The organism is Tahibacter amnicola, from assembly GCF_025398735.1.
In the GTDB taxonomy this organism is placed as follows: domain Bacteria; phylum Pseudomonadota; class Gammaproteobacteria; order Xanthomonadales; family Rhodanobacteraceae; genus Tahibacter; species Tahibacter amnicola.
On sequence record NZ_CP104694.1, the window covers coordinates 1,844,682 to 1,870,721 of the forward strand.

General features: G+C 64.3%; 20 protein-coding genes and 1 tRNA gene. 18 read left to right on the plus strand and 3 right to left on the minus strand.

The annotated features are described in order from the left end of the window. Positions 1–190 precede the first annotated feature (190 nt). The 14 genes from thrS to N4264_RS07740 all read left to right on the plus strand — a co-directional run bounded on the left by thrS (position 191) and on the right by N4264_RS07740 (position 14,096). A complete protein-coding gene (thrS, locus tag N4264_RS07675) occupies positions 191–2,095 on the plus strand; it encodes a threonine--tRNA ligase (protein WP_261696472.1) in 1,905 nt (634 codons plus the stop codon). Positions 2,096–2,141: 46 nt separating this feature from the next. Then, the gene (gene infC / locus N4264_RS07680) at positions 2,142–2,669 is read left to right on the plus strand and encodes a translation initiation factor IF-3 (protein WP_261697590.1); all 528 of its coding nucleotides are present in this window, start codon (positions 2,142–2,144) and stop codon (positions 2,667–2,669) included. 295 nt (positions 2,670–2,964) lie between these two features. Beyond that, positions 2,965–3,162 (plus strand): 50S ribosomal protein L35, encoded by a 198-nt coding sequence (rpmI, locus tag N4264_RS07685; RefSeq protein WP_133819098.1) that lies wholly within the window; start codon positions 2,965–2,967, stop codon positions 3,160–3,162. Between the two features lie 15 nt (positions 3,163–3,177). Continuing rightward, positions 3,178–3,537, plus strand: a complete 360-nt coding sequence (gene rplT / locus N4264_RS07690; RefSeq protein ID WP_261696473.1) for a 50S ribosomal protein L20 — start codon at positions 3,178–3,180, stop codon at positions 3,535–3,537. Between the two features lie 115 nt (positions 3,538–3,652). Next, positions 3,653–4,648: a phenylalanine--tRNA ligase subunit alpha gene (pheS, locus tag N4264_RS07695; protein WP_261696474.1), complete on the plus strand. Its 996-nt coding sequence runs from the start codon at positions 3,653–3,655 to the stop codon at positions 4,646–4,648. Between the two features lie 102 nt (positions 4,649–4,750). Beyond that, on the plus strand, positions 4,751–7,126 hold the full coding sequence (pheT, locus tag N4264_RS07700) for a phenylalanine--tRNA ligase subunit beta (RefSeq protein ID WP_261696475.1): 2,376 nt from the start codon (positions 4,751–4,753) through the stop codon (positions 7,124–7,126). A 1-nt stretch (position 7,127) separates the two neighbouring features. Continuing rightward, positions 7,128–7,430: an integration host factor subunit alpha gene (locus N4264_RS07705; RefSeq protein ID WP_255914143.1), complete on the plus strand. Its 303-nt coding sequence runs from the start codon at positions 7,128–7,130 to the stop codon at positions 7,428–7,430. After that, complete coding sequence (locus N4264_RS07710) at positions 7,408–7,764, plus strand: MerR family transcriptional regulator (protein WP_261696476.1); 357 nt, start codon at positions 7,408–7,410, stop codon at positions 7,762–7,764. Before N4264_RS07705 ends, N4264_RS07710 begins: the two co-directional genes overlap by 23 nt. A gap of 173 nt (positions 7,765–7,937) precedes the next feature. Continuing rightward, positions 7,938–8,014 (plus strand) — tRNA-Pro (locus N4264_RS07715). Between the two features lie 358 nt (positions 8,015–8,372). Then, entirely contained in the window at positions 8,373–9,311 is a 939-nt protein-coding gene (locus N4264_RS07720) for a helix-turn-helix transcriptional regulator (RefSeq protein ID WP_261696477.1), read from the plus strand. Between the two features lie 16 nt (positions 9,312–9,327). Then, entirely contained in the window at positions 9,328–9,945 is a 618-nt protein-coding gene (locus tag N4264_RS07725; protein ID WP_261696478.1) for a hypothetical protein, read from the plus strand. A 150-nt stretch (positions 9,946–10,095) separates the two neighbouring features. Beyond that, positions 10,096–11,058 carry a prolyl aminopeptidase gene (gene pip, locus N4264_RS07730; RefSeq protein ID WP_261696479.1) on the plus strand — a complete coding sequence of 321 codons (963 nt, stop codon included), beginning with the start codon at positions 10,096–10,098 and terminating at the stop codon, positions 11,056–11,058. A 137-nt stretch (positions 11,059–11,195) separates the two neighbouring features. Beyond that, positions 11,196–13,415 (plus strand): winged helix-turn-helix domain-containing protein, encoded by a 2,220-nt coding sequence (locus tag N4264_RS07735; RefSeq protein ID WP_261696480.1) that lies wholly within the window; start codon positions 11,196–11,198, stop codon positions 13,413–13,415. Positions 13,416–13,559: 144 nt separating this feature from the next. Next, positions 13,560–14,096 (plus strand): ECF-type sigma factor, encoded by a 537-nt coding sequence (locus N4264_RS07740; protein WP_261696481.1) that lies wholly within the window; start codon positions 13,560–13,562, stop codon positions 14,094–14,096. A 38-nt stretch (positions 14,097–14,134) separates the two neighbouring features. Here N4264_RS07740 and N4264_RS07745 read toward each other — a convergent pair whose 3' ends face one another. Together N4264_RS07745 and N4264_RS07750 are read right to left on the minus strand one after the other, a co-directional pair. Next, positions 14,135–16,834, minus strand: coding sequence for a serine/threonine-protein kinase (locus N4264_RS07745; protein ID WP_261696482.1), 2,700 nt, complete (start codon positions 16,832–16,834; stop codon positions 14,135–14,137). Further along, complete coding sequence (locus tag N4264_RS07750; protein ID WP_261696483.1) at positions 16,831–19,542, minus strand: serine/threonine-protein kinase; 2,712 nt, start codon at positions 19,540–19,542, stop codon at positions 16,831–16,833. Before N4264_RS07750 ends, N4264_RS07745 begins: the two co-directional genes overlap by 4 nt. 586 nt (positions 19,543–20,128) lie before the next feature. On the opposite strand from N4264_RS07750, the gene N4264_RS07755 reads away from it, so the two are divergent. Next, the gene (locus tag N4264_RS07755; RefSeq protein WP_261696484.1) at positions 20,129–20,521 is read left to right on the plus strand and encodes a post-PEP-CTERM-1 domain-containing protein; all 393 of its coding nucleotides are present in this window, start codon (positions 20,129–20,131) and stop codon (positions 20,519–20,521) included. Further along, complete coding sequence (locus N4264_RS07760; protein ID WP_261696485.1) at positions 20,511–22,001, plus strand: PA domain-containing protein; 1,491 nt, start codon at positions 20,511–20,513, stop codon at positions 21,999–22,001. Before N4264_RS07755 ends, N4264_RS07760 begins: the two co-directional genes overlap by 11 nt. Positions 22,002–22,094: 93 nt before the next feature. Here N4264_RS07760 and N4264_RS07765 read toward each other — a convergent pair whose 3' ends face one another. Then, a complete protein-coding gene (locus N4264_RS07765) occupies positions 22,095–22,454 on the minus strand; it encodes an MmcQ/YjbR family DNA-binding protein (protein WP_261696486.1) in 360 nt (119 codons plus the stop codon). A gap of 287 nt (positions 22,455–22,741) precedes the next feature. Between N4264_RS07765 and N4264_RS07770 the strand changes: the two genes are divergently transcribed. Continuing rightward, complete coding sequence (locus N4264_RS07770) at positions 22,742–23,182, plus strand: hypothetical protein (RefSeq protein ID WP_261696487.1); 441 nt, start codon at positions 22,742–22,744, stop codon at positions 23,180–23,182. A 266-nt stretch (positions 23,183–23,448) separates the two neighbouring features. Continuing rightward, positions 23,449–25,800 (plus strand): M9 family metallopeptidase, encoded by a 2,352-nt coding sequence (locus N4264_RS07775; protein ID WP_261696488.1) that lies wholly within the window; start codon positions 23,449–23,451, stop codon positions 25,798–25,800. The last annotated feature ends 240 nt before the right edge of the window (positions 25,801–26,040 follow it).

Below are 26,040 nucleotides of genomic sequence, written 5' to 3' on the forward strand. Positions count from 1 at the left end.
GTCCCGGGAGCCTGATCTGGCTGGCCCCCCGATGCAGTCAAGGTGGCCCGCGGTAATCGCCGGTCGAGGGTGTGACATGAGCACGCGAACTTTCTTCCGCTGATCCCCATCGCTGAGCCACCCCGATCAGGGCGCTCGGCGCCCTTTTTATTGCCGCGGCGCCCGGCGCGCGGTATCCAAGGTATCTCCCATGATCCAGATTACGCTTCCCGATGGCAGCAAGCGCCCGTTCGAGGCCGCTGTCACGGTCCAGGACGTCGCCGCGTCGATCGGCCCTGGTCTCGCAAAATCGGCGCTGGCCGGAAAAGTCGACGGAAAACTGGTCGATACGTCATTCACGATCGATCGTGACGTCAACCTCGAGATCGTCACGGAGAAGCATCCCGACGCGCTCGAAGTGATCCGGCACTCCACGGCACACCTGCTGGCACAGGCGACGCAGCGGCTGTTTCCCGATACGCAGGTCACCATTGGCCCGGTGGTCGACAACGGCTTCTATTACGACTTTGCCCGGAAAACGGCGTTCACGCCGGAAGATCTCGACAAGATCGAAGCCGAAATGAAGAAGATCGCCGCCGAGGGCATGCCGGTCACGCGCTCGGTGATGCAGCGCGACGAGGCGGTGCAGTTCTTCCGCGGCAAGGGTGAGCAGTACAAGGCGGAGATCATCGAATCGATTCCGTCGAACGAGGATCTCTCGCTCTATGCGCAGGGCGAGTTCATCGACCTGTGCCGTGGCCCGCACGTCCCCAATACCAACAAACTCAAGGCTTTCAAGCTGATGAAGGTCGCCGGCGCCTATTGGCGCGGCGACGCCAAGAACGAGATGCTCCAGCGCGTCTACGGGACGGCCTGGCTGAATGATAAGGACCTGAAAGCCTACCTGACCCAGCTGGAAGAGGCCGAAAAGCGCGATCACCGCAAGATCGGCAAGGCCATGGATCTGTTCCACCTTCAGGAAGAGGCGCCGGGCCTGATCTTCTGGCATCCCAAGGGCTGGTCGATCTGGCAGGTGGTCGAGCAGTACATGCGCAAGGTTTACCGGGACAACGGCTACCAGGAAGTGCGCTGCCCGCAGATCCTGGACAAGTCGCTCTGGGAAAAGACGGGTCACTGGGAAAACTACCGCGAGAACATGTTCACGACCGGCTCGGAAAACCGCGATTACGCGGTCAAGCCGATGAATTGCCCCGGTCACGTGATGATCTACAACCACGGTCTGCACAGCTACAAGGAGCTGCCGATCCGTTACGGCGAGTTCGGCGCCTGCCATCGCAACGAGCCGTCGGGCGCCCTCCACGGCATTCTGCGGGTGAGGGGATTCACCCAGGACGACGGCCACATTTTCTGCCTGGAATCGCAGATCGAGTCGGAAGTGACCGCGTTTCACCGCCAGGCCATGCAGGTCTACACGGATTTCGGCTTCAGCGACATCGCGCTCAAGATTGCCCTGCGTCCGGAAAAGCGCATCGGCAGCGATGAGGTCTGGGATCGTGCCGAGGAGGCGCTGCGCTCGGCCCTTCGCGCCTGCGGGGTGGAGTGGCAGGAGCTGCCGGGCGAGGGGGCGTTCTACGGGCCCAAGATCGAGTACCACATGCGGGACTCCATCGGCCGTGCCTGGCAGGTGGGCACGATGCAGGTCGACTTCTTCATGCCCGGCCGCCTGGGTGCCGAGTACGTCGGCGAGGATTCGTCCCGCCATACCCCGGTCATGCTGCACCGGGCGATCGTGGGCTCGCTGGAGCGTTTCATTGGCGTCCTGATCGAGCATCATGCCGGTAATTTCCCGGCCTGGCTGGCTCCGGTGCAGGCCGTGGTGATGAATATCACCGACGCCCAGGCCGATTACGTCCGCGAGGTGGCGCAAACCCTTGTAAAGCAAGGTTTCCGGGTTGAGGCGGATTTGCGCAACGAGAAGATCGGCTATAAAATCCGCGAGCACACGCTGCAAAAGGTTCCGTATCTCCTCGTGGTCGGTGACCGCGAGAGGGATAATGGAGCCGTTTCTGTGCGTGTGCGGACCGGCGAAGACCTCGGCTCGATGAGCGTGGAAGAGTTCGCCGTCCGCCTTACGGACGAGTGCCGCCGCGGCTAGCCGGGCGGGCTCGACACTATTTGAGGATTGCTGGGAGGACGAAGGTATCGCTGCCACCACCGAAAAGGCGAATCGTCGCAATCACGAGATACGCGTACCCCGCGTTCGCGTGATCGGTGCCGACGGAGAGCAGGTTGGCGTGCTGTCGCGCGATGAAGCGCTGCGCATGGCCCAGGACCTGGAACTCGATCTGGTCGAGATCCAGCCCAACGCCGATCCGCCCGTCTGCCGCATCATGGACTTCGGCAAGTTCAAGTTCGAGATGCAGAAAAAGGCCCACGCGGCGAAGAAGAAGCAGAAGCAGATCGAGATCAAGGAACTCAAGTTCCGTCCCACGACGGACGAGGGTGACTACCAGGTCAAGTTGCGCAACATGAAGCGCTTCCTGATCGAGGGCGACAAGGTCAAGATCGTGATCCGCTTCAAGGGACGCGAAATGGCGCATACGGAGCTCGGCGAAGCGATGGTCAAGCGCATCGCGGCCGATATCGCCGAGGAAGCAGTGGTCGAGCAATATCCGCGGCTGGAAGGGCGACTGATGGTCATGATGATCGCCCCGAAGAAGAAGCAGTAAGGCGCCCAGAACGGCCTTGCAGAAGCAACAGCACCGGCCCTTGCGGGTCGGTGCCGAAGAACTCCGCCCTCGTGATAGACCTCGATGGCGGGGAGGCGTGACCGGTGGTGCCAGTGGCCTGCCGATCCGCACGAAAGTGAAGCCTCCGGCGGGTCATTCCGTCGCGGAGAAGCTGGGCCCCTGTCGGGGTGCGGTGCTTCCAGGGAACAGGTCTATACGCCGATTCGAGCAGGACGGAAAGCGTGGCGCCAGCCACCGCTCGGGTCAGTAACGAAAACTATCAATGGAGCAGATCATGCCCAAAATGAAGACCAACCGGGCCGCTGCCAAGCGGTTCCGCAAGACGGCGTCCGGCAAGTTCAAGTGCGGCCACGCCTTCAAGAGCCACATCCTCACCAAGAAGTCGACCAAGCGTAAGCGCAACCTGCGCGGCACGAACCACGTTCGCGCCGAGGACGCCGGCCGCGTCGCACGCATGCTGCCGTATCTCTAAGGGGAGGAATAAAAAATGGCACGAGTTAAGAAAGGTGTAACGGCGCGTCGTCGTCACAAGAAGATCATTGCCAAGGCGAAGGGCTACTACAATGCCCGCCGCAAGGTATTCCGCGTCGCCAAGCAGGCCGTCACCAAGGCGCACCAGTACGCCTATATCGGCCGCAAGCAGCGCAAGCGCCAGTTCCGCGCGCTGTGGATCGTCCGTATCAACGCCGGTGCGCGTCAGTTCGGCCTGTCCTACAGCCGCATGATGAATGGCCTGAAGAAGGCCAACATCACCGTCGATCGCAAGGTGCTGGCCGATATCGCCGTGCACGACATCGCGGCGTTTGGTGCGCTGGCTGAAAAGGCGAAGACCGCACTGGCCGCGTGAGCAGCTAACACCATCGACAGCGCCCAACGGTGCTGCCGGCTGCGCGTGGGGAGCGGGCGTTCGCCTGGCTCCCCACGCTTTTTTGTGGCGACTCATTTGTGTTCGTGGAGTTCTCATGGACGTGTTGGAAAAGCAGGTCGAGGAATCGCTGGTCCGCATCGCGGAAGCGCCGTCCATCGCCGACCTGGAAAACCTGCGTGTCGGGCTGCTTGGAAAAAGCGGACTGGTCACCGAACAGTTGAAGGCCCTGGGCAAGCTGGCGCCGGATGAGCGCAAGCTCGCCGGCGAGCGCGTCAACCGCGTCAAGGAGTCGTTGCAGGACGCCATCTCCCAGCGCCGCGGCGCCCTGGAAGAAGCCGCCTTCGCCAAGCGTCTTGCCGAGGAGCGCGTGGACATCACGCTGCCCGGCCGCGCTGTCGACAGCGGCGGAATCCATCCGGTCACCCGCACTCTGGAGCGCATCACCGAGATCTTCCAGCGCCTCGGGTATCAGGTCGCGGAGGGCCCGGAAATCGAGGACGACCACCACAATTTCGAGGCGCTGAACTTCCCGCCGCACCATCCGGCGCGCGCCATGCACGATACGTTCTATTTTCCGGACGGCCGGCTGCTGCGCACGCACACCTCGCCGGTGCAGATCCGTGCGATGACGAACCGGCAGCCGCCGATCCGCATCATCGCGCCGGGCAAGGTCTACCGAAGCGATTCGGATCAGACCCACACCCCGATGTTTCACCAGGTCGAAGGGCTGCTGGTCGACGAGACCTCGAGCTTCGCCGACCTCAAGGGAACCCTTGCCGAATTCGTCCGCGCCTTTTTCGAGCGCGACTTCGACATGCGTTTCCGCCCCAGCTACTTCCCCTTCACCGAGCCATCGGCCGAAGTGGATATCCGCTGGGACCAGGCCGATGGCAGCGAACGCTGGCTGGAGGTGCTGGGCTGCGGCATGGTGCATCCCAACGTGCTGCGCAACTGCGGCATCGATCCGGAGCGCTACACCGGCTTTGCCTTCGGGCTGGGTGTGGAGCGCTTCGCCATGCTGCGCTATGGCGTGAAAGACCTGCGTCAGTTTTTCGAGAACGACCTGCGCTTCCTCAAGCAGTTCGCCTGAGCGACGGTGCGACAAGGTCGAGCGATTCCGCAGGCGCATGCCGCGCGCGGGATTGATCCGCGGAACCCACTGGCGGGATCTGGCCCGCCGACAGGATAGCGAATGAAATTCAGTGAGAACTGGCTGCGCGAACTGGTCAATCCCGGTGTCGATCGCGCCGAGCTGTGCCACCGCCTGACCATGGCAGGTCTGGAAGTCGAAGGCGTCGAGGAGCTCGGACGCGGCCTGGACGGCGTTCTGGTCGGCGAGATCGTCGAGTGCGAAAAACATCCCAATGCGGACAAGTTGCGTGTTTGCAAAGTAACCATTGGGGCGGAAGTGCTGCAGATCGTGTGCGGAGCGCCGAATGCTCGCCTTGGTCTCAAGGCGCCGGTCGCGACGATCGGAGCCAACCTGCCCAACGGGATCGCGATCAAGCAGGCCGCATTGCGAGGGGTCGAGTCCTTCGGCATGTTGTGCTCGGCCAAGGAGCTGGGAATCGATGCGGATGCCTCCGGCCTGATGGAGCTGGCCGCCGACGCGCCGACCGGGCGCGCGCTGGCGGAATACCTTGCCTTGCCGGACGCCAGCATCGAACTGAAGATGACGCCCAATCGCCCGGACTGCCTGGGGCTCACGGGGCTCGCCTACGATGTGGCCGCACTGTTCGGCGCGCCGCTCAGCCTGCCCGCCGCCGCGCCCGCGCCGGTGTCGGGAACCGCGACCCGTGACGTGCGGCTCGAGGCCGGCGCCGATTGCCCGCGCTACCTCGGGCGCGTCATCGAAGGTATTGATGCGACGGCGGTGTCGCCGTTGTGGCTGGTTGAGCGCCTGCGACGTGCTGGACTGCGCCCGATCAGCCTGGTCGTCGACATCACCAACTATGTGATGCTGGAACTGGGCCAGCCGATGCACGCGTTCGACAATGACCACCTGCAGGGCGCCGTTGTCGTGCGCCGTGCCACGGCTGGGGAAACCGTGACGCTGCTCGACGGCAATCCGGCCACGCTGGATCCGGGTTTCCTGGTGATTGCCGACGATGCCCGGGCGCTGGCGATTGCCGGCGTGATGGGCGGGTTTGATTCGCGCGTCACCACAGAAACGCGCAACATCTTTTTCGAAAGCGCCCATTTCGCGCCGCCCGTCATCATGGGGCGTGCGCGCAAGCTGGGCATGCATACGGACGCTTCGCACCGGTTTGAGCGGGGCGTGGATCCGGCCCTGCCGCGCGTTGCGATGGAGCGTGCCACGGCGCTGCTGACGCAGATCGCCGGCGGAACCCCGGGGCCGATCACCGAAGCGGTACTGCCGGAACACCTTCCGCAGCGCCCCGCCGTTGGCTTGCGCAGGGCGCGCCTGGCGCGCGTACTCGGCATGCAGGTGCCCGACGCCGAAGTCGAGCGCATCCTCGGCGCGTTGGGTATGCAGGTCGAGTCCACGGCGGATGGCTGGAAGATCACGCCGCCCTCGCGGCGCTTCGACATCGAGATCGAAGAAGACCTGATCGAGGAAGTCGTCCGCGTGCATGGCTACGACCGGGTGCCCACCTGCGCGCCCAGCGGCCAGCTCAAGCTGGGTCTTCCGCCGGAATCCGTCGTGGCCGCGTCGCGTTTGCGCGAGCACCTGGTGGCGCGCGGTTACCACGAGGCCGTGTGCTACAGCTTCGTGGCGCGTGAGTGGCTGCAGCGCTGGAGCCAGGACACCGGTGCCGTCGCGCTCGCCAATCCCTTGAGCGCCGAACTGGCCGTGATGCGCACGGCCTTGCTGCCGGGCCTGGTCGAGGCCTTGCGCCACAATCTGAACCGGCAGCAGGAGCGGGTGCGCCTGTTCGAGAGTGCCCGCGTATTCCACCAGGGTGCGGAGGGCCCGAACGAGACGCGCCGCCTGGCGGCGGTGGTCTGCGGCCGTGCCCAGCCGGAGAGTTGGACGGCCGACAAGCGCGCCGTCGACTTCTTCGACATCAAGGCCGACCTGGAAAGCCTGCTGGCCCTGTCCGGGAAGGCGGGGGCGGTGCGCTTTGAACCGCTCGATCGTCCGGATTTCCACCCCGGCCGCAGTGCCGCCGTGGTGGTCGACGGCGTTTCCATCGGTGTCGTGGGCGCCCTGCACCCGCGGCTGGCGAAGGCGCTGGACCTGGACCAGGACGTCTACGCGTTCGAGGTCGATTTCGACGCGCTGGCCGCCGGTCGGCTGCCCTCGGCCGCCGAGCTGTCGAAGTTTCCGATGGTTCGTCGCGACATCGCCGTGGTCCTGCCCGATTCCACGCCGTGGTCGACCGTGCAAGCGGTTGTCCGGCAGGCGATCGGCGAGGCCCTGACTGGCCTTGTCGTGTTCGATCAGTACGTCGGCGCAGGCTTAGGTTCGGGTACAAAGAGCCTCGCTATTGGCTTGATTTTGCAGGACAGTTACCGCACTCTTACGGATCAGGACGCAGACCATTTTGTGAATTCGGCGGTGGCTGCCCTGGAACGCGAATGCGGGGGACGGTTGCGGGGGTAGCATGGCGCTGACCAAGGCAGAAATGGCAGAGCGACTTTTCCTGGATGTAGGCCTCAACAAGCGCGAGGCCAAGGAATTCGTCGACGCGTTTTTTGATGTCGTACGTGAGGCTCTGGAAAAAGGGGAGCAGGTCAAGCTGTCGGGTTTCGGCAACTTCGACCTGCGCAAAAAGAATCAGCGCCCCGGACGCAACCCTAAGACCGGCGAGGAGATCCCGATCTCCGCGCGGCGTGTGGTGACGTTCCGGCCCGGACAGAAGCTGAAGGTCAGAGTCGAGGCCTATGCTGGATCAGGGCAGCAATAACGAGCTTCCGGTCATCCCGGCCAAGCGCTACTTCACCATCGGTGAGGTCAGTGAGCTGTGCGGCGTGAAGCCGCATGTGCTGCGCTACTGGGAACAGGAGTTCAGCAATCTCAAGCCGGTCAAGCGGCGCGGGAACCGCCGCTATTACCAGCGTCATGACGTGTTGATGATTCGCCAGATCCGCTCGTTGCTGTACGACCAGGGCTTCACCATCACTGGCGCGCGTCAGCGGCTGGATGGTCAGCAGCAGCGCAATGAAGTGAGCATTTCCAACCAGATCGTTCGCCAGGTGCGGATCGAGCTGGAAGAAGTGCTGCAGATCCTGCGGCGCTAGCCGCAGGTCGCACCCGGATCGCCGTTCGCGCGCCTGCTGACCAGCGGGTGGCGTTGGCGTCCGCCGGCCGGCAATCCGGCCGTGGCGACAAAGCAACGAATTTGCCCGTCCCGGCAGGCACGGCCAAATTCTTCTGCTACAATCGCCGACCTTTCCGCAGTACCGAGTCATGTCGGGGCGTAGCGCAGTCTGGTAGCGCACCTGCCTGGGGGGCAGGGGGTCGTGGGTTCGAATCCCGCCGTCCCGACCAATTCGACTCACCATCCCATTCCGTATTGAGCCACGCCGGGCGTCTCCGGTGGTCTCCGCGGCTGTCCTGGCGACGACCTCGCCGACCTCGCTCCGGACTTTTTCAAGCCTTCGAATGTTGCAGGAATGCGCGATGCCGCTTGAAGCGCGTCACGGCTGTCGCGTGACCGGCGTCGCCCCATGCGGGAAGTGGCACCGGGGGCATCGTTCAAGTTATTGATTTTGCGTGACCTCGGCGAGATCTCGCCGAAACCTCGCCGCCCGATGTTGCGAATCTCGCCCCGACCTCGTCCGCTGTTCAGGACTCCCCCGATACGCCTGCCTACTTTCGGGACCGTCATAACGACGGAGGGGTGGCTATGAACTGCATTCAATGGCGTACGGATGGTTCCGATCCGTTTCCCAGCTGGCGGGACCGGGAGGACTACCTGGATCGCTACGGCGCGCGGGCGGTCCTGTGGGTCGGGGATATCCGGTCCGTGCATAACTGGGGTTGGAGTCCCGCTGCGCTGTGTGTCGCCCTTCGCGGGCGTCTGCTGGCCGGCAACCGCGGCTGCGCAGTGGAAGTGGGTAGCAATGATGTGCTGGTGACCGAGGCGGGTAATGGTCTCCGGTTGGAACCCACCGGCTCGGGCGAAACGCGCGTGGCGATGTTGTGGCTGCCGCCGCCGACGGCGCGCAGTCGCGCCCAGGATCCGCTGCCGGCATTCTTCGCCGACGATGCCGAACTGGCCGTCGCGCTGGGGCGCCTGATTCATGCGGCGCAGGAACCGGGTGGCAGCATGCACCTGTGCCTGGATCTGGTTCTCAACCTGCTGGCACACCGCCAGCTGACGCTGGCTGACACTCTCCGCAACTGCCCGGGCCGCAGTGATCGGCATCGCCGCCAGCTGTACAGTCGTTTGCTGCGAGCCAAGAACCTGATCGACCATGGCCAGGCCGTGCCACTGGACCTGGCCGCACTCGCCGAGGTTGCCAGCTTGTCGCCCTCGCATTTCCTGCGTCTGTTTCACCGCGTCTTCGGCGCGTCGCCGCATCGCTATCTGGTGCAGCAGCGGATGCTTCGGGCGCACCGGATGGTCGTGGAGACGGCGGTCCCGATCGGAACCATCGCGCAGCGCCTGGGCTTCATCAACCGTTGTGCCTTTGCCCGCCTGTTTAAGCAGCAGTTCGGCCTGCCGGCCACGCGGCTGCGTCGCCAGGCTTCGGCGCACCTGCGTCTGGGCGCACCGCGGCTGTTGCAGACTCTGGGCTCGCCGTCACGCGTGGCGTACAGTCCTGTTTCAAACGCTGCATGAGGGTGCGGGTGAGGGCATGAGGCGCAAATTCGACCGTCACATTCTGTACACGGGCCTGATGGGGTTGGCGGCCGGATTCCTGGTGCTTGGTTCCAGCGCGCATGCGGGCGATGCGCGCCTGGAGCAGGATTCGCGGCAGGCGTTCAAGGCGTTCGCCTCGCCGCTTGTCGGCAACTGGGATTGCAGCTTGCGCACCTGGGAGGACCGCTTCCACGAGCGCATGGTCGAAACCTCCCAGAAACGACGGTTCAGCTGGGTGCTGGGTGGCCACTTCCTGCAGGAGAGTGTCTACGCCGTGTTGCGCCGCGGCGAGTTGATGCATGTGGGCATCAACCTGCTGAGCGTGGATCCGACAAATACCCATGTGCTGGTGAGCGGCTTCGCAGCGGGTACGCCCGACCGCAAGGTCAGTCTCGATGGCGAGCTCGCCCCGGACTTCCGCCACCTCAGTGGCCGACTGACCGTCGTGCCCAGGAATCCGGAGGCGGACCCGCAGCGCCTGGAATGGCGATGGCTGGATGACGGGCGCACCAGCTCGCGCATGTACGCACGTGCGTCCAATGGCCGCGAATTCCTGCACCAGGAGCTCGTGTGCCGGCGTGCCCAGGAAGAGACGGCCGCCGCCAACCAGTAAAGCGCAGGCAACAACCCCGGCGAGGGTCGCGCCGCGGATGCAGCGCCCCCGACTCGCCGGAAATAGTTGCGGTTGGCGAGTGAAGCGTTCTGTCCAAGGTTCGCCACAGGCTCTAGACTTGGCGTTTGAACCCGTCTGCGAACCTCTCCAATGACCCAGGCAGCTGCGCCGCGCCGCGATCTCTATCCCGACATCGAACCCTTCGATACCGGCTACCTGGCGGTGTCGGATTTGCACAATATCTACTACGAGCAGTGTGGAAATCCCACCGGCAAGCCGGTTGTGTTCCTGCACGGCGGTCCAGGCGCCGGGTGTAACCCGAAGGCCCGTCGATTCTTCGATCCGGACCACTACCGCATCATTCTGTTCGACCAGCGCGGTTGCGGCCGCTCGACGCCGCATGCCGAGCTCACCGATAACACCACCTGGCATCTGGTCGGCGATATCGAACGCCTGCGCGAGCATCTGCGCATCGACCGCTGGCAGGTGTTCGGCGGCTCCTGGGGATCCACCCTCGCGCTGGCCTACGCACAGACCCATCCGGACCGCGTGACCGAGCTGGTCCTGCGCGGGATCTTCATGCTGCGCCGGTGGGAGCTGGAATGGTTCTACCAGCAGGGATGCGACGCGATCTTCCCTGACGCATGGGAACATTATCTCGCTCCGATTCCGCCCGCCGAGCGTGGCGACCTGATGAGCGCGTACTACCGTCGTCTTACCAGTTCCGATCCGGAGGTGAGGCTGGCGGCGGCGCGCGCCTGGTCCACCTGGGAAGGTGCCACCAGCTTCCTTTACCAGGACCAGGCCCACATCACCGCAAGTGGCGAAGACGATTTCGCCCTGGCTTTTGCGCGCATTGAATGTCACTACTTCGTCCACGGCGGGTTCTTCGACCGGGACGACCAGCTGCTGCACAACGCGGCACGCCTGCGTGCCATTCCGGCCGTGATCGTGCAGGGACGCTACGATGTGGTCTGTCCCGCGCGCTCGGCCTGGGATTTGCACCGTGCCTGGCCGGAGGCCGATCTGCGGATCGTCCCGGATGCGGGACATTCCGCGCTGGAGCCGGGTATCACGCACGAGCTGGTATCGGCGACGGACCGCTTCCGCTAGCACCGTGTTGCGTCCGCTGCGGACCGGCGGGGCAATGTGGCAGATCCCTGCGCGTAAAACAGGGGTCATGCCTTCAAGCAGTTGACCGGCGGCCCGGGACGATCGACAGTGCTTTTGGATGACGTGAAGGTGGCAGGGTGAGCGCAAACGTCCGAATCTTGCGACCGCAGGACCAGACGCGGTTTGCGCGGCTTGGCGACTGGCTGGTGGACCTGGCCAGTAATCGCCTGCTGCGCGGCGAGCGCGAATTGCGGCCGACGCCCAAGGCCATGGCCGTTCTGCGCCAGCTCATGCTCGCCGCCGGCGCACCGCTGACGCGCGCCGAGTTGCTCGACACCGTCTGGCGTGACGCCTATCCGACGGATGATGTGCTGACCCACGCCATCACCGAACTGCGCCGCGCGATCGAAGAGGACCCCAAGGCGCCCCGCCACATCGAAACGATTCCGAAGGTGGGTTACCGCCTGCTGACGCCGGTCGAGTGGCTGGAACAATTGCCCGGCCCGCCCGGGCAGGCAGCGGACGTGCCGGCCGCCGTGACCGAGAGCCGGCCGGAACCACCGATGCGCCGGCCGACAGCCCTTTGGGTCGTCATCGCCTTGCTGTTGCTGACAGCCGTGCTGGCACCGACCATCGGCAACCGGGGCTCCATCGCTACCGGGCCGGGTACGCGCAATCGGCTGCTCGAGCAGGTCACCTTGCCGGTTCGGCCGGTCACGGCCGAGAACGACAGCGAAACCTTCCCCAGCATCTCACCCGACGGCACGCTGGTCGCCTACATGACCCGCTATGTCGACGACGACGCGCCACGCATTTATCTGCGCGGGCTCTCCGGTTCACCACCGATCCGTCTCAGCCGCACCAACGGCGGCGAGGAAACCTATCCGGTGTGGTCGCCCGACGGCAGCCAGATCGCCTTTCTGCGCCTGAGCGGTGATGAATGCCGCATCGTCGTCATTGCGTCGCTGGGCGGACGCGAGCGCGATGTCGCTGCCTGCGAGCCACGCAATATCGACTATTTCGACTGGACGCGGGACGGCCGCGCATTGATCGTCTCGCGCCGGCGTGCGGAAGAAAATGCGCCGCCGGCGGGCGAGGAAGCCAAGTCCCTGCACCTGATCGTGCTCGACGACGGCAAGATCACGCCATTGAAGTACGCGACAAACAGCCACCTGCCGGACATCCAGCCGCGCATGTCTCCGGACGGAAAATACATCGCCTTCCGCCGCGGCGCCGTGCCCTACAGCGACCTTCACCTGGTTGCCGCCGAGGGCGGCAACGTACGGCAGCTCACCCGCCTGCGCTCGCGCATGCGCGGCTACGACTGGATGCCCGACAGCCGACATCTGCTGGTGTCGTCCGATCACGAAGGCGTGCAGAAGCTGTACCTGCTCCACATCGAAAGCGGGGAGTTGCTGGGCCTGGGGGTTGCGGGGGCGAGCTATCCGGCCATCAGCCGCGGCCGCTCGCTTGCGGTATTTCAACAGGACAGTGCCGACATCAACCTGCAGAGCTTCCGCTTCGACGCCGCTCCCGACGCCTCCGGCGAAGGAATTGCGTCATCCACGCGTGGCGAGGCGTGGCCCGCATTTGCGCCGAATGACGATCGCCTGGTCTTCGTGTCCGATCGTGGTGGAGATTCGCAATTGTGGTTGTTTGAACCGGGTGCCCGCACCTCCTACCAGCTCACCCACCACAAGACGGCCGACCTCACTGCACCCAACTGGGCGCCGGATGGGCGGCGTGTCCTTTACGTGGCCCGCAGCAACGGGCATAGCAGGCTGTATTCAGTGGAAGTGGATTCCGGCCAGACCCGCGCCGAAAGCGAGGAGTCGGATAACGTCCGTTTCGGCATCTATTCGGCGGATGGTCAAAGCATCTATTACATCAGCGACCGTGGTGGCGCCTGGAACATCTGGCAGCGCTCACTGGACCGCAACACGACACAGCGACTGTCGGACGCGACGGCCTACAACCTGAGCGATCGCGTGGGCGATGGAAAGATTTATTTCTCCAGTATGTCGCGCAATGGCATCTATGCGATTGACCCCGCCACCGGCACCGAGGAGCTGATCAGCAGCGCCGTGGAATACTGGAACAGCAATGCCTGGCGGGTCGACCCGACCGGCCTGTATTACGTTGCCGCCGGCAGCGATATGAAATCGATGCTGTATTTCGAACCCTGGAGCGGCGGGCCTGCCAAGTTGCTGCGAATCTTCGATGGCGTGATGCCCGATGCCGGTTTCACGCTGGACAAGGACGCCACGCGCGTCGTGATGCCGGTCGTTGCCCGTGACGACACGGATGTCATGCTGTTGGATCTTGCGCTCCTGGGTCATGAAGAGACCGCGCGATGAGCGGCATCCCGGAATTGTGCGGGCAGGCGCGGGTGATCACGTCCGCCGGTGATTTTCGGGATATCTGGTAAGGATGCCCGGCCTGGTCGGTGATGGTGGATACACGTGATGACGGATAGAGCGACAGTCCCCGGTGATATGACGATGTTGCTCTCACGTTGGCGTGAGGGCGACGAGGCTGCGGCGCATCGCCTGATGGACGAGCTGTACCCGGCGCTCAAGGATATCGCCGTGCGTGCCGTGCGCCGCTGCGGAAACGCCGGCGTGCTCCAGCCCACGGAACTGGTCAACGAAGCCTACCTGCGGCTTGCCGACAATCCCGCCAACTGTGAGAACCGTGCGCATTTCCTGGCCTTCGTGTCGCGCATGACGCGCAACGTATTGATTGACCTCATGCGCGAACGCGGTGCGGCCAAGCGCGGAGGCGGGCTGGAGATGATCACACTCCGGACCGACGGTGACGAGCAATTCGCCGGGCCGGAATCGACGATCGACTGGCTGGTGCTGGAGGAAACCCTGCAGCTGCTGGAGAAGCGCGACCCGATGGCAGCCCGGATTGTGGAAATGCGCTACTTTGGCGGAATGGAGAACGCTGAAGTCGCCGACGTACTCGGCGTCAGCGTACCGACGGTGGTTCGTCACTGGCGATTCGCGCGCGCCTGGTTGCACAGCCACCTGTAGCGCCTTTCACGACCCGCGACCCCTCGCCGGAGCGGGTACTACTTGGACAACTGCGTGTCCACTTTGACCTCGGACTCGGAAATCCGGCGGCTCCGTGCAGCGCGCTGTGCCGAAGCCGACGAGGCCAGACGCTTCTCGAGGGTGCTGCGCAGGATTTTCAGCCGCTCGCCCAGGCGTGAATCCTCCGCGCAGGCCGGCGCGACGGCGAACTCCGCCTCGGAAAGGAGGTTTGCCGCCAGCAGCGTGTCCCGTTCCTGCACGATCGTTGCGAGCGAGATCCGAGCGCGAGCGCCGGCCGCTTCATAACCGGGCAGCCCCTCGACGGCGTGGCGCAGCAATGGCTCGGCCAGAACGTCTTCGCCGGTGCGGTGGATCAGCGTGCCGTAGTCCGCCTCGATGTGCCGGACGTGCGCGGAGTCCGATCCGTACCCTACGCGCCCGATGCGGAGTGCCTGGGCGTAGAGCGGTGCCGCTTTTCCCGGCTGGTCAAGGCCGTAATGGAAGACGCGGGCTATTGCACTGTGGACCGCTGCCAGGTTGGCGTGGGGCCGGTCCTTGTGCACGCGCTGGAAGATTTCCTCGGCCTGCCGGAACCGACGCAAGGCTTCTTCGTTCTGGTGGCGCCGGTAGGCAATGGTTCCCAGCTCCATGAGCGAAAACGCGCTGGCCCAGGAGGATGATCCGTACAAGCGATCGTGTTCGGGCAATAGTGCAATTTCCAGCTGTTCCGCTTCATCAAGCCGGTTCATCCGCACCAGGACGGATCCCAGACGGCGTTTGAGTTTGTTCACGGAGTCGTGGTCACTGCCAAGAATGGACGTGAGCAAGCCCAGTGCCTGGCGCAGGTCGCGCTCCTTGCGTGCCAGGCGCTCGATCGAGTCCGGACCGCACTGCGCGGCCATGTCCGTCAATTCGCCGAAGCCGATGGGTGTCTTTTCGACGAGGGGCCGCAGCTCGTCGACAAACCGGTCGATGTTGCGGCAACCTTCCGGTTCGTCTTTCCGGCGCTCGATCCGCAGCAAGATGACTTTTGCATACCACGAGGTCTCGTAGCCGATCCCCTCCTTGGCAAACAGTGCCAGCGACTGCTCCGCCGCCTGTGCGGCCTCGTCGAAGCGCACCCGATTGAACAGCGTACCCGCAAGTTGGCGGTAGACCTCGGCGGTCACCGCGTTGTCCGGCTTGGGCATGCTTTGGGCAAAATGCAGGGCGCGCCGACCCAGCACCTCGGCGGTCTCCAGGTCATCCAGCGTCATGTAGAGATTGCCCAATGCCGTGGCCAGCTGGGCTGCGGCGCGTGGATCGTTTGCAAAACGCTCGTCGAGCATCTCCTGTCCGCGCGCGAGCACTTCGCGAACGGGCGTATCCATGCGCAACATGTTTGACGGCTTGAAACGGAAGATCTCGAACAGAAAATTCGTTACGGCTTCGGCGCGGTTCTTTTCCGCCACGGCGTGGTCGCGCTGCGCACGCGTCTGGGCGACCTGCGCCATCAGCAGCGTGGTAAAAACGGTGATGCCGATCGCAGTGGTTGACGCGGCGGTGATGGACCGCCAGTTGCGCCGGAAGAACCGACGTGTCCGATACCAATAGCTGCCGCGATGCGCGAGGATCGGCTGGTTTGCGAGGTAGCGTTCAATATCGCGGACAAGTTGCTCGACCGACGTGTAGCGTTGCTCCGGCTCCTTGCGCAGAGCACGCATGACCACGGCATCGAGATCTCCGCGCAGAGCCCGGGCGAGCGAGGAGGTACTCTGCAGTCCGCGTGCCTGCGCCACTTCCAGCGCAGCGGACCGCGCCGCGATGCTTGGTGCCGTCGGCTCCTCGTCGCAGATGCGCCGTTCCACTTCGGTGGGGCTGAGCCCGCGCAGGTCGAAGATCGGTGAACCACACAGGAGTTCGTACAACAATGTACCGAGCTGGTAGACGTCGCAGGCGACGGACGCCCGATCGCCCCGCACTTGCTCGGGAGAGGCGTTGATGGGTGAAAAATAGCGGTGTTGCAGGGCGGTCTGTTCTGCGGTGACGCCGGTGATGGTGGCCAGCGCTTTGGCGATACCGAAGTCGATCAGTTTCGGCGCGCCGGCCGAGTCAGTCAGCACATTCGAAGACTTGATGTCGCGGTGGAGGACCAGTTTGCCGTGCGCATATTGGACCGCCTCGCAGACCTTCAGAAACGACGCCAGACGCTGGCGGATCCCTAGCCGCCGTTCATTGCAGTGCGCGAGGATGGACTGGCCGCGCAGATACTCCATGACGTAGTAGGGCTCGCCAGCCTCGGTTTCGCCTGCGCAGAACAGGCGCGCGATGCCGGGATGGTCGAATGCGGCGAGGATGTCGCGCTCGCGCTGGAAACGCCCACGGGTGTTGGCATCAAGGCTATGCGCGTGCAGCACCTTGATCGCCACTTCCTGGGCGATCTGTCCGTCCGCCCGTTCGCCGCGGTACACCGTCCCCATGCCGCCACGACCGACTTCCGCGGTCAGACGGTAAACGCCAATGCGCGTGCCGACCGCGGAAGGTGCCATCGCCGCGGCCAGTTCCGCGCGTGCCTGCAGCGTGCGGTCGAGCCACTGCCGATTGGCGTCCAGCATCGCGGCCAGCGCGTCGGCGACGTGCACATCGGTCTGGCGCAGAGTCTCGACCAGCGCAGCCTGCGCTTCGGGTGCCAGGCCGCTGGATGCATCGAACGCGTCCTGCAGAACCTGCCACTGGGCGGTCGAGAGCAGGGGATTCATCGGCTGTTGGCGGAGCGTGGGGCTGCGGGCGCGATACGCTTCGAGACAGCGGCGGCTATCGCGTCCTGCGGGGGCGCTGAAGGGCGTCCGAGCTTCTCGCGCAACGTTCTGACCTGTTCTTCCAGGCTGGGATCCTCCACGAACGCCGAACGCAGGCCCGCATCGGCTTCGCCCACCAACCGGGCTGCCAGCGCGTGATCGCGTGAATGCACGAGGGCGGCGAGAGAAATCCTGGCACGTGCGCCAGCAGACTCATTGCCGGGCAGGTCGTCGAGCGCGTGGCGCAGAACCGCTTCCGCTTCCTGGTTGCCACGACGATGCAGCAAGGTGCCGTAATCGGCTTCCATCTGGCGGACATCCGCGGAGTTCACCCCGTAGGCATCACGGGCGACCCGCAGTGCTTCCCGATACAGCGATTCCGCCTTTGCCAGTTGACCATGACCAAAGTGAGAGACGCGGGCGAGCCCGTAGTGGACGCTGGCGACGTTGCCGTGCGGCCGATCGTTGTGCACATTGTGAAAGATCGCCTGGGCATCCCGGTAATAGCTTTCCGCGACGTCAAAACGGCGCTGACGGTAGGCAATATTGCCGAGTGCAAGCGTTGACAGCCCGTGCGCCCACGACGTGACGCCGTAGATCCGGTCCAGGTCCGGCAGCATCGCCCGCTCCACCTCTTCTGCCTCGTCCACGCGGCCCAGCGCAAGGAGCACTGCAGACTCACGCCGTTTGAGCTTGATATTGGTGTCGTGTTCGGGCCCGAATGTTCGCGTCAGAACGGCGCGCGTCCCGCGCAGATCGGCCAGCAGGGTGGTCAGCCGCTCTGGCGTCCTGGGGCCGCAGAATGAATCCTGCATCAGGGCGGCGGCGAAGCCATTGGGTTCGGCGGGCTGCAGCGGCCGCATGTCGTCGACAAAGCGTTTCGTTTCCCGGCAGGCTGGCTCGTCGCCCTGGCGACGCATCAGGCGCAGCTGGACGACTCTTGAGTACCAGGACCGTTCGTAGCCAACGCCCGCACGCTCGAACGCTGCCAGCGACCGGGCAGCCGCATCGGCCGCTTCCTCGAATCGGGTGTTGTTGATGTGTGCACCGGCGAGGTTGAGGTAGAGCTGACCCAGAAGCGCGTGGTCCGGCTCGGCCATGCGTTCTGCCAGTTCCACGGCGTGGCGGCACAGCTCGGCGTTCCGCCCGAGCTCGTCCATCGTCTGGTAGAGGTTTCCCAGTGCCGAGGCCAGCAACGCACCGGTCCGCGGATCGTCCTTGAATTGCTCGTCGATCATCTGCGCTCCGCGATCCAGAACCGTTCCGACCGGCGTGTCGCGACGAACCACGTGCGCAGGGTTGAATTTGAAGATTCCCAGCAGGAACTGGGTCATTGCTTCAGCGTGTTTCTTCTCGGTTTGTGCGCGTTGCTTTTCGGCAACGGCGCGGTCGCGCTCGATCCGGGTCTGTGTGACCTGCATTGCCAGAAGCGTCGTGAACAGCGCAATGCCGACGACGGCGGTCGACGCTGCAGTAACCGATCGCCAGTTGCGTCGCAGAAAGCGGCTTGTGCGATACCACTGGCTGCCACGATGTCCGTGAATTGGCTGGTTGGCCAGATGGCGTTCGATATCGCGTGCCAGATGGTCGACCGACGAATAGCGCTGCTCCGGGCCTTTGCGCAGCGCGCGCATGACGATGGCATCGAGATCGCCGCGCAGTGCGCGGGCGAGCGCGGCGGAGCTGTGAACTCCGCGCGCCTGCACCACCTCCGGAGGCGCCGCCAGCGCCGAGACGCTGGGTGGCGTCGGCTCCGTTTCACAGATGCGCCGCTCCACCTCGGTTGGCGTGAGGCCGCGCAGATCGAAGATGGGCGAACCGCAGAGCAGCTCGTACAGCAGCGTACCGAGCTGGTACACATCGCAGGCGACCGACGCCGTATTGCCCCGCACCTGCTCGGGCGCGGCGTTGATCGGTGAGAAGTAGCGGTGCTGCAGCGCGGTTTGCTCGGCGGTGACGCCGGTGATGGTGGCCAGCGTCTTGGCGATGCCGAAGTCGATCAGTTTCGGGGTGCCCGCCGAATCGGTCAGCACGTTGCTGGCCTTGATGTCGCGGTGCAGGATCAGCTTGCCGTGGGCGTACTGCACGGCGTCGCAGATCTCGAGGAACAAGGCCAGGCGCTGGCGGATCGGCGCGTGCAACTGGTCACAGTGCATCAGAATCGGCTGCCCGCGCAGGTATTCCATGACGTAGTAAGGCTCGCCGGCGTCGGTCTCTCCCGCGCACAGCAGGCGGGCGATGCCCGGGTGATCAAACGCCGCCAGGATGTCGCGCTCGCGCTGGAAGCGTTCGCGCGTATTCGCATCCAGGCAGTGAGCGTGCAGGACCTTGATGGCGACTTGGTGAGCGACCTGCCCGTCAACGCGTTCGCCCAGGTACACCGTCCCCATGCCGCCGCGGCCGATCTCGGTCATCAGCTGGAATGCACCTACGCGCGTACCGATGGCCGAGGGCGTGATCGCCGCCGCTAGTTCGGCACGTGCCTGCAGGGTCCGGTTCAGCCACTGGCGGTTGGCATCGAGCATTGCCGCGAGTGCATCGGCCACCTGCGGGTCGGTCCGGCGCAGATCATCGACAAAGGCGGCCTGCGCTTCGGGGGCCAGCGAATTGGCGGCATCGAAGGTGTCCTGCAGGACATGCCACTGGGCGGTTGAAAGCAATGCACTCATCGGGCGGGTGGGGCGGAGGTACCGAGGTATCGCGGTGGCTACTTTACCGGTTCGGGTCTTTGCACAGGGCAAGCCAATGCATGCGCAACCCCATGGGCGATGGCCGCGCGCGGAACGAAACCATTCGTATAAGTACGGCCAGGTACCTCCGGTGAAGGCTCCGAAGGGCACCAGATTGCCGGCTTGCTGCATTGCAGCACATGGACCGCCCGACGGCGGCACATATGCCGTGATGAGTGACGCCAGTTCCAGGTGAATTCGTGGGCAACCCGGCGCGGTATCCGCCTGGCGATGGACGTGTGGACCAGCGGACGCCGGGCTATTGCACCTGGTCGGGAACTCCACTTGCGGATTTCGTGCGAATTGCGTCGCCAAATCACGCGAATTTGCCGATAGTTGCGACGCGAGTCCCATTTTGTGCGTTGCAGCACGCGCCGGAAACCGGTTGGCGATGCCGGAATCCGGATGCTATAAGCCCGAATGCGGTAGTGAAGAAATGGCCGTGAGGCACGTTTCGCAACTTCCGCTTTTCGGGCTCGGTGAGTTCGCACCCGAGCCTTTGATCGAGTCTTTGGGAGGAGTTCACATGTTCATGAGACACCTTGGCGCCGTGGCGCTGGGCGTCTTGTTCGCCGCGTCCGTGCACGCCGCTGACAAGTCACCTGCTGCCGACAGCGTGGGCGCTGCCGACGCCGGAATGCGTGCCTATGTCGATCCGGAAACCGGCCGTCTGGTCGACCGCCCGGTCACCGCGGAACAGGCTCGCGCAGCGACGATGGGCCCCACCGTCGACATCAGCAAGATCCAGATGATCCAGCACGCCAACGGCACCAAGCAGTGGAAGTTCAACGGCCAGGCCGATGAAATGATGGTCGCCACGCGCGCCGCCGATGGTTCGCTGCAAATGCGTTGCGCGGAGCACGGCACTGTGCATTCGCAGGAAGTTGAACCGGTTCTGGAGACGCGTGATGACCGCTAGGATGCTCTCTGCCGCCATTGCGGCCATCATGGGTACGGCGCTGTTTGCAGCCCCGAATGCACAGGCCGCGGCCGTTGTGCAGATTTCCAACCAGGACGGCGCGGGCGAAGGTTTCAACGACCCCGCCGCTCCGAATGCCGCCGCGGGTTGCCAGGCCGGCGATACGCTCGGCGCATGCCGTCTGCGCGTGTTCCAGGTCGCCGCCGAGCAGTGGGGCCGCCTGCTCAATTCGAACGTCACCATCGTCGTCCAGGCCGCGATGAATCCGCTGACCTGCAGCGGCACGAGCGCCGTGCTGGGCTCGGCCGGTCCGCTCGATGCGTTCTCGGATTTTCCGAACGCGCCGCGCGCCAACACCGCCTACGTGTCGGCGCTGGCCAACTCGCTGGCCGCGGAAGACCTCGACGACACGACCAACGACATCAACACCCAGTTCAACGTGACGCTGGATGCAGGCACCTGCCTCAACGGCACCGCGGGCTGGTGGTACAGCACGGATCCGTCCATCCCGGTCCCGGCTGACCGCACGCCGCTGCTGCCGGTGGTCTTCCACGAAATCGGCCACGGCCTGGGCTTCACCGCACTTTACAGCGCCACTTCGGGCGCGTCGCTGACCGGTTCGGTGGTTCCGGCCTGGGGCTACTACCTCTACGACACGGAAACGGCCAAGTTGTGGAAGGACATGACCAACGCCGAGCGCGTCGCGTCCACCATCAACGATCCGGACCTGGTCTGGACGGGACCGCGCGTCAACAAGCAGTCGCCCAAGTTCCTCGGTCCGCCGGCCAAGCTGATCATCACCGCGCCGGCCGCGATCTCGGGCAACTTCGACGCGCAGACCGCCGAGTTCGGCCCCAGCGTGGCCACCAGCCCGGTGACCGGCGATGTCGTGCTGGTGGACGACGGCTCGACGGGTACGGGCGGCACGGGCACGGTCAACGACGGGTGTGAAACGCCGTTTGTCAACGCGGCCGCCGTGTCAGGCAAGGTGGCGCTGATCGATCGCGGCACCTGCAACTTCGCCGTCAAGGTGAAGAACGCGCAGCTGGCCGGTGCGACGGCCGTCGTCATCGCCAACAACGCGGCGACCGGTCTGCCCGGCATGGCTGGCAGCGATGCGACGATCACCATTCCGTCGCTGGGCGTCGCCCAGGCCACCGGTACGTCGATCAAGGCCAACCTCGGCACCGGCGTCACGGTGACGCTGGGCGTGCAGTCCGGTGGTGCGCTGGCGGGTACGCGTTCGGGTTGCGTGCGCATGAACGCTCCGAACCCGGTGCAGCAGGGTTCGTCGGTCTCGCACTTCCATCCGGAAGCGTTCCCGAACCTGCTGATGGAACCGTCGCTCAACCGCACGATCTTCGACAAGGTCGACCTCACCCTGCCGCTGTTTGAAGACATCGGCTGGAAGGTCACGCCGGAGAACCTGTTCTTCTTCGACGGCTTCGATCCGAACCCGTGCACGGCGGTGCAGCCGTAATTGGTGAACCCCCTGGGTTCATCTGCTGGACGAACGGCCCGGGTTTTCCCGGGCCGTTCTGATTTTGGGGGCCGCCTATTGGCCCGCACGCATTCAGGACGCCAGCAACGCCTCGCGATCCCGCTTCTTGAGCGATGAGAGCGCCTTCTGGTACGACCACTCCAGGAGTTCGAGCAGGTAGTCCTCCGGAAAGCGGCTGACGTCCACGATCGTGATCCAGTGGAACCGGCCCATGTAGCGCGCCGGCTTCACGCCGGGCATGTCGGTCAGCTCGACGAACCGCTCGGGAGTGACGCGCAGGCTGAAGCGCCACTTCTCCGGCTCGCTGGTCTTGAAATAGGCGAAATTCTTGTCGCCGACGGCGTAGCACAACACATTGCTGGGCTCGCCGTACAACTGCTCTTTCGCACCGGCGAATCGCCGGCAGCGGGCTTTCAACTGTTCCCTCGTCACAGAACTCCTCCTCGGGCTGTCGCGGCTGGCGTTCGGCCAGGACGAAGGATAATAGTAGACAGCGGGAAATCGCCGCGAATGTCGACCCAGGCGCAATTCATGCCGGATGGCGCGGAGCCTTTCGGGGCGTGTTCCGCGGGGCTCCCGGCGTTTGGGCAGTGGACCTCGGCGCCTGCGGGAATTCCGCGCGAACCGGCACGGAACAAGCGGCGGCACCGTGCGATACCATCGGTGCTTTCCAACGGCATCGCGGGCGTCAGGGGCGGCCGCCGGACGGAGTCGGTTCCATGCGCGACAAGCGATTTGCCTGTGCTCTGCTGTTCGGGGCGGGGGTCTTCACTCTCGAAGGCTCCAGTTCCTTCCTTCATGCGGTGGTGCTGCGCGACCTCCCGCACGCGTTGCTGACGCGGGGCGTGGGACTGGGCTGGATGCTGCGTGCAGATGCCCTGCTGTCCGTTCTGGCGGCGGTGTTCTTCACCCTTGGCTGCCGGCCGTCACTGTCCTACCTGGGCACGAAGGCCGCGCGTTTTCGCGCCTACGCACTGGGATTCGTGTTTGCACTTCTGATCGAGCTGCTCAACTGGGCGCTGCCCAATGCGCTCCTCACGCCCGAATCGGTGCTGTCGGCCCTTGTCGCCTGGAGTTGTTTCATCGGTGGCGCGGTGTTCGCAGCGCGACTGGTGCAACGCGGGCAGCACGCGCACGAGGCGCGTGTCGTCCCCTCGTAGGGCGACACACATAACAAAAAGTGTGACGAACACGGGGCTCGCTAGTGATGTTGCGTCGCAGCAATAGCGCTTCTTGTCAAATTCGATTGCAGGCGCGTCGCAAGCGAGCGCGCCTCGCCGCGGAAACCCTCCTAGCATCCAACTACGACGATTGACGTTCGCGTGCATACGGATTGTGTAGCGACGTTGCCACCTACGGTCGAGGAAGACCGCAGCCGCATTCAATCGCCCATGCAGGTCGCGTCTTTCCGTTAGGGGGGTTACACATGTTGTCGTTGATTTCCAAGCCGCTGCGCGCCACGGGCGCGGCAGCTCTGCTTCTTGCTGCCTGCGCGCCGGCCGCATCGGCCCGTGAGCAGGCGTGGATCCGCGCCGCCGGCGTGCATCAGAACATCGCGCATATCGCCGCCGACGCCAATGTCGATGCGCGGCCGCCGCTGCGCGATCCGAGCGCGGTGCACGTCGACTACGACATGCCCGATCCTGCCGTTTCCCGCGCCATTGCACGTGACCAGGCGAACACGTCATCGCAGGTGCGGGGCGGCACCTGCGACATGGCGGCTTTCGCCAGTGCCAGCGGCACGGCCCTGGTCGATCTGGTGAAGGCATCGGATGTCGTCGAATGCCTCTACGATCTGTTCGGCGTCACCGGTACCCAGGCCGGCCAGATCTTCGGCGAAGCCAAGATGATCACGATCGCCAACGCACTGGCGACCAACGCCACGACGTATCCGGGCGACAACTCGCAGCAGACGCTCAACCTGGTGATGTTCCTGCGCGCCGGTTACTACGTGCAGGACAACAACAGCGCAGACGTCGGTGCCTACGGCACGGCACTGCGCAACGCGATGCGCCCGGCATTCGACAACTTTTCGGCGAACAGCCACTTCCTGGATGCCACGTCCGCGCACGGCGATGTGCTGAGCGAGGTCGTCACGCTGATCGACAGTTCCACCGACGGCGGCCACTACCTGCCGACGCTCAAGTCGCTGCTCAACAACTACGGCAATGCGCATCGTTCCATCACCAGCATGCAGACGTCGACCAACAACGTCTTCAACGTGCTCTTCCGTGGCCACCAGTTCGCGGACTTCCGCGCCGCCGTGATTGCCGACGGTTCCATCACCGTGGCGCTGGCGGACTTTATCGCCAACAACACGGCGGACCTGGGTACCGGCCGGGAATACCTGCTCCTCAATGCCGGCTACGAGCTGACGCGCTTTCTGGATACCTCCCTCTACGCACCCAACCCGCAGGCCTCGGCACGTCCGCGCGTGAAGAACATCCTGACCACCTTCCCGATGGTGGGCGTGGGCGGTCGCTTGTGGGCGTCCGTAGCCGACGGTGCTGAATACTACGACGAAGGAAATTGTGCCTATTACGGCATTTGTGACTTCCGCACGGCGCTGGAAGCTCAGGTGCTGTCCATCACGCATGCGTGCAGTCCGACGCTGACACTGCGTGCGCAGAATCTCACGACGCAGCAGATTGCCGATACCTGCACCACGCTGGGAGGCGAGGAGACCTACTTCCACCAAAAGATGGCGACCAGCAACACTCCGATCGCCGGTGACGTCAACTCCAGTCTGCAGATGCTCGTTTTTGACAGCAGCGCCGACTACAAGGTGTACGCCAACATCATCTTCGGCATTGGCGTGAACAACGGCGGCATCTACATGGAGGGGGATCCGACCCAGGTGGGCAACACGCCGCGCTTCTTTGCCTACGAAACCGGTACGCCGGGAACTGCGTCCTGGCAGATCTGGAACCTCACGCACGAATACATCCATTACCTGGACGGGCGTTTCAACACCAAGGGCGGCTTCTGTGACCTTCCGCTCGGTGGACTGTGCGACGACGAGGGCTTCACCGGCCCGCGCGGCTCGATGGTCTGGTACGTCGAAGGTATCGCCGAATACCTCTCCTACAGCTACCGCAACCTCGTGTTCACCGATGCCGTGGCCGAGGCCGAAAGTCGCAGTTTCGCGCTGTCGCAACTCTTCCAGACGGTCTACAGCACGGACTACGGCCGCACCTACGAGTGGGGGTACCTGGCGGCGCGTTTCGTCTACGAATACCGCAACGCCGAGCTGAACCAGATGCTGCAGCACTTCCGCGCCGGAAATTACGATCCGGTGTTCTACAACCAGATCAACACGATCGGCACGAGCTGGGACGCGGACTTCGCCAGCTGGGTGGATTGCTACGTCGAAGCCAACGGCAATCCGACGGACTGCGTGCCCGATCGCATCATGAAGGGCAACTTCGAGCCGCCGCCGGCGCTGCCGGAGTGCACCGATGCCGACGAGCGCATGCTCAACAACGGTTGTCGCCGCAGCAATCAATCTGCGACGACCAGCAGCAAGGACTACTTCGTCTGGGTGCCGAACGGCCTGACCAAGCTCACGCTGAAAATCGCCGGTGGCACGGGCAATGCGGACATGTACGTCAAAGCCGGCGGCTGGGCGTCCCTCACGGAGTACGACTACCGGCCGTTCCTGGCGGGTAACGATGAGACCGTGGAAGTCAACAATCCGGCCGGTGGGCAGTGGTGGTACATCATGGTCCACCCGCGTGCACCATTTACCGGTATGGAAATCAGCGCAAAGTTCAATTAGCTGTTTGTTGTCCGGCATGTCGGCCCGGTGGGGGCCGGCATGCCGTGTTCTGCCGCTACGCACCACCGCACACAGAATGTGGTGGCGTAGACAGTCGGGTCCGTATGGAGCCCGGCATCATAGAAAGTTGAGGTAAGACACCCAAATCATTCTGGTTATCCGGGGAGGCTCCCATGTTTCCGTCGTCGTTTGTGAGGCCGCGCGCGATTTGCGCGGCGTTCATGCTTGTAATCGGTTTAT

What these genes read in the sequence shown, in the direction of transcription:
- N4264_RS07745 (WP_261696482.1), bottom strand. Translation starts at nt 16,834, where the DNA reads ATGAATCCCCTGCTCTCGACCGCCCAGTGGCAGGTTCTGCAGGACGCG.
- pheT (WP_261696475.1), top strand. Translation starts at nt 4,751, where the DNA reads ATGAAATTCAGTGAGAACTGGCTGCGCGAACTGGTCAATCCCGGTGTC.
- N4264_RS07775 (WP_261696488.1), top strand. Translation starts at nt 23,449, where the DNA reads ATGTTGTCGTTGATTTCCAAGCCGCTGCGCGCCACGGGCGCGGCAGCT.
- pheS (WP_261696474.1), top strand. Translation starts at nt 3,653, where the DNA reads ATGGACGTGTTGGAAAAGCAGGTCGAGGAATCGCTGGTCCGCATCGCG.
- N4264_RS07725 (WP_261696478.1), top strand. Translation starts at nt 9,328, where the DNA reads ATGAGGCGCAAATTCGACCGTCACATTCTGTACACGGGCCTGATGGGG.
- N4264_RS07720 (WP_261696477.1), top strand. Translation starts at nt 8,373, where the DNA reads ATGAACTGCATTCAATGGCGTACGGATGGTTCCGATCCGTTTCCCAGC.
- pip (WP_261696479.1), top strand. Translation starts at nt 10,096, where the DNA reads ATGACCCAGGCAGCTGCGCCGCGCCGCGATCTCTATCCCGACATCGAA.
- N4264_RS07760 (WP_261696485.1), top strand. Translation starts at nt 20,511, where the DNA reads ATGACCGCTAGGATGCTCTCTGCCGCCATTGCGGCCATCATGGGTACG.
- N4264_RS07750 (WP_261696483.1), bottom strand. Translation starts at nt 19,542, where the DNA reads ATGAGTGCATTGCTTTCAACCGCCCAGTGGCATGTCCTGCAGGACACC.
- thrS (WP_261696472.1), top strand. Translation starts at nt 191, where the DNA reads ATGATCCAGATTACGCTTCCCGATGGCAGCAAGCGCCCGTTCGAGGCC.
- rplT (WP_261696473.1), top strand. Translation starts at nt 3,178, where the DNA reads ATGGCACGAGTTAAGAAAGGTGTAACGGCGCGTCGTCGTCACAAGAAG.
- N4264_RS07770 (WP_261696487.1), top strand. Translation starts at nt 22,742, where the DNA reads ATGCGCGACAAGCGATTTGCCTGTGCTCTGCTGTTCGGGGCGGGGGTC.
- N4264_RS07755 (WP_261696484.1), top strand. Translation starts at nt 20,129, where the DNA reads ATGTTCATGAGACACCTTGGCGCCGTGGCGCTGGGCGTCTTGTTCGCC.
- N4264_RS07710 (WP_261696476.1), top strand. Translation starts at nt 7,408, where the DNA reads ATGCTGGATCAGGGCAGCAATAACGAGCTTCCGGTCATCCCGGCCAAG.
- rpmI (WP_133819098.1), top strand. Translation starts at nt 2,965, where the DNA reads ATGCCCAAAATGAAGACCAACCGGGCCGCTGCCAAGCGGTTCCGCAAG.
- N4264_RS07740 (WP_261696481.1), top strand. Translation starts at nt 13,560, where the DNA reads ATGTTGCTCTCACGTTGGCGTGAGGGCGACGAGGCTGCGGCGCATCGC.
- N4264_RS07705 (WP_255914143.1), top strand. Translation starts at nt 7,128, where the DNA reads ATGGCGCTGACCAAGGCAGAAATGGCAGAGCGACTTTTCCTGGATGTA.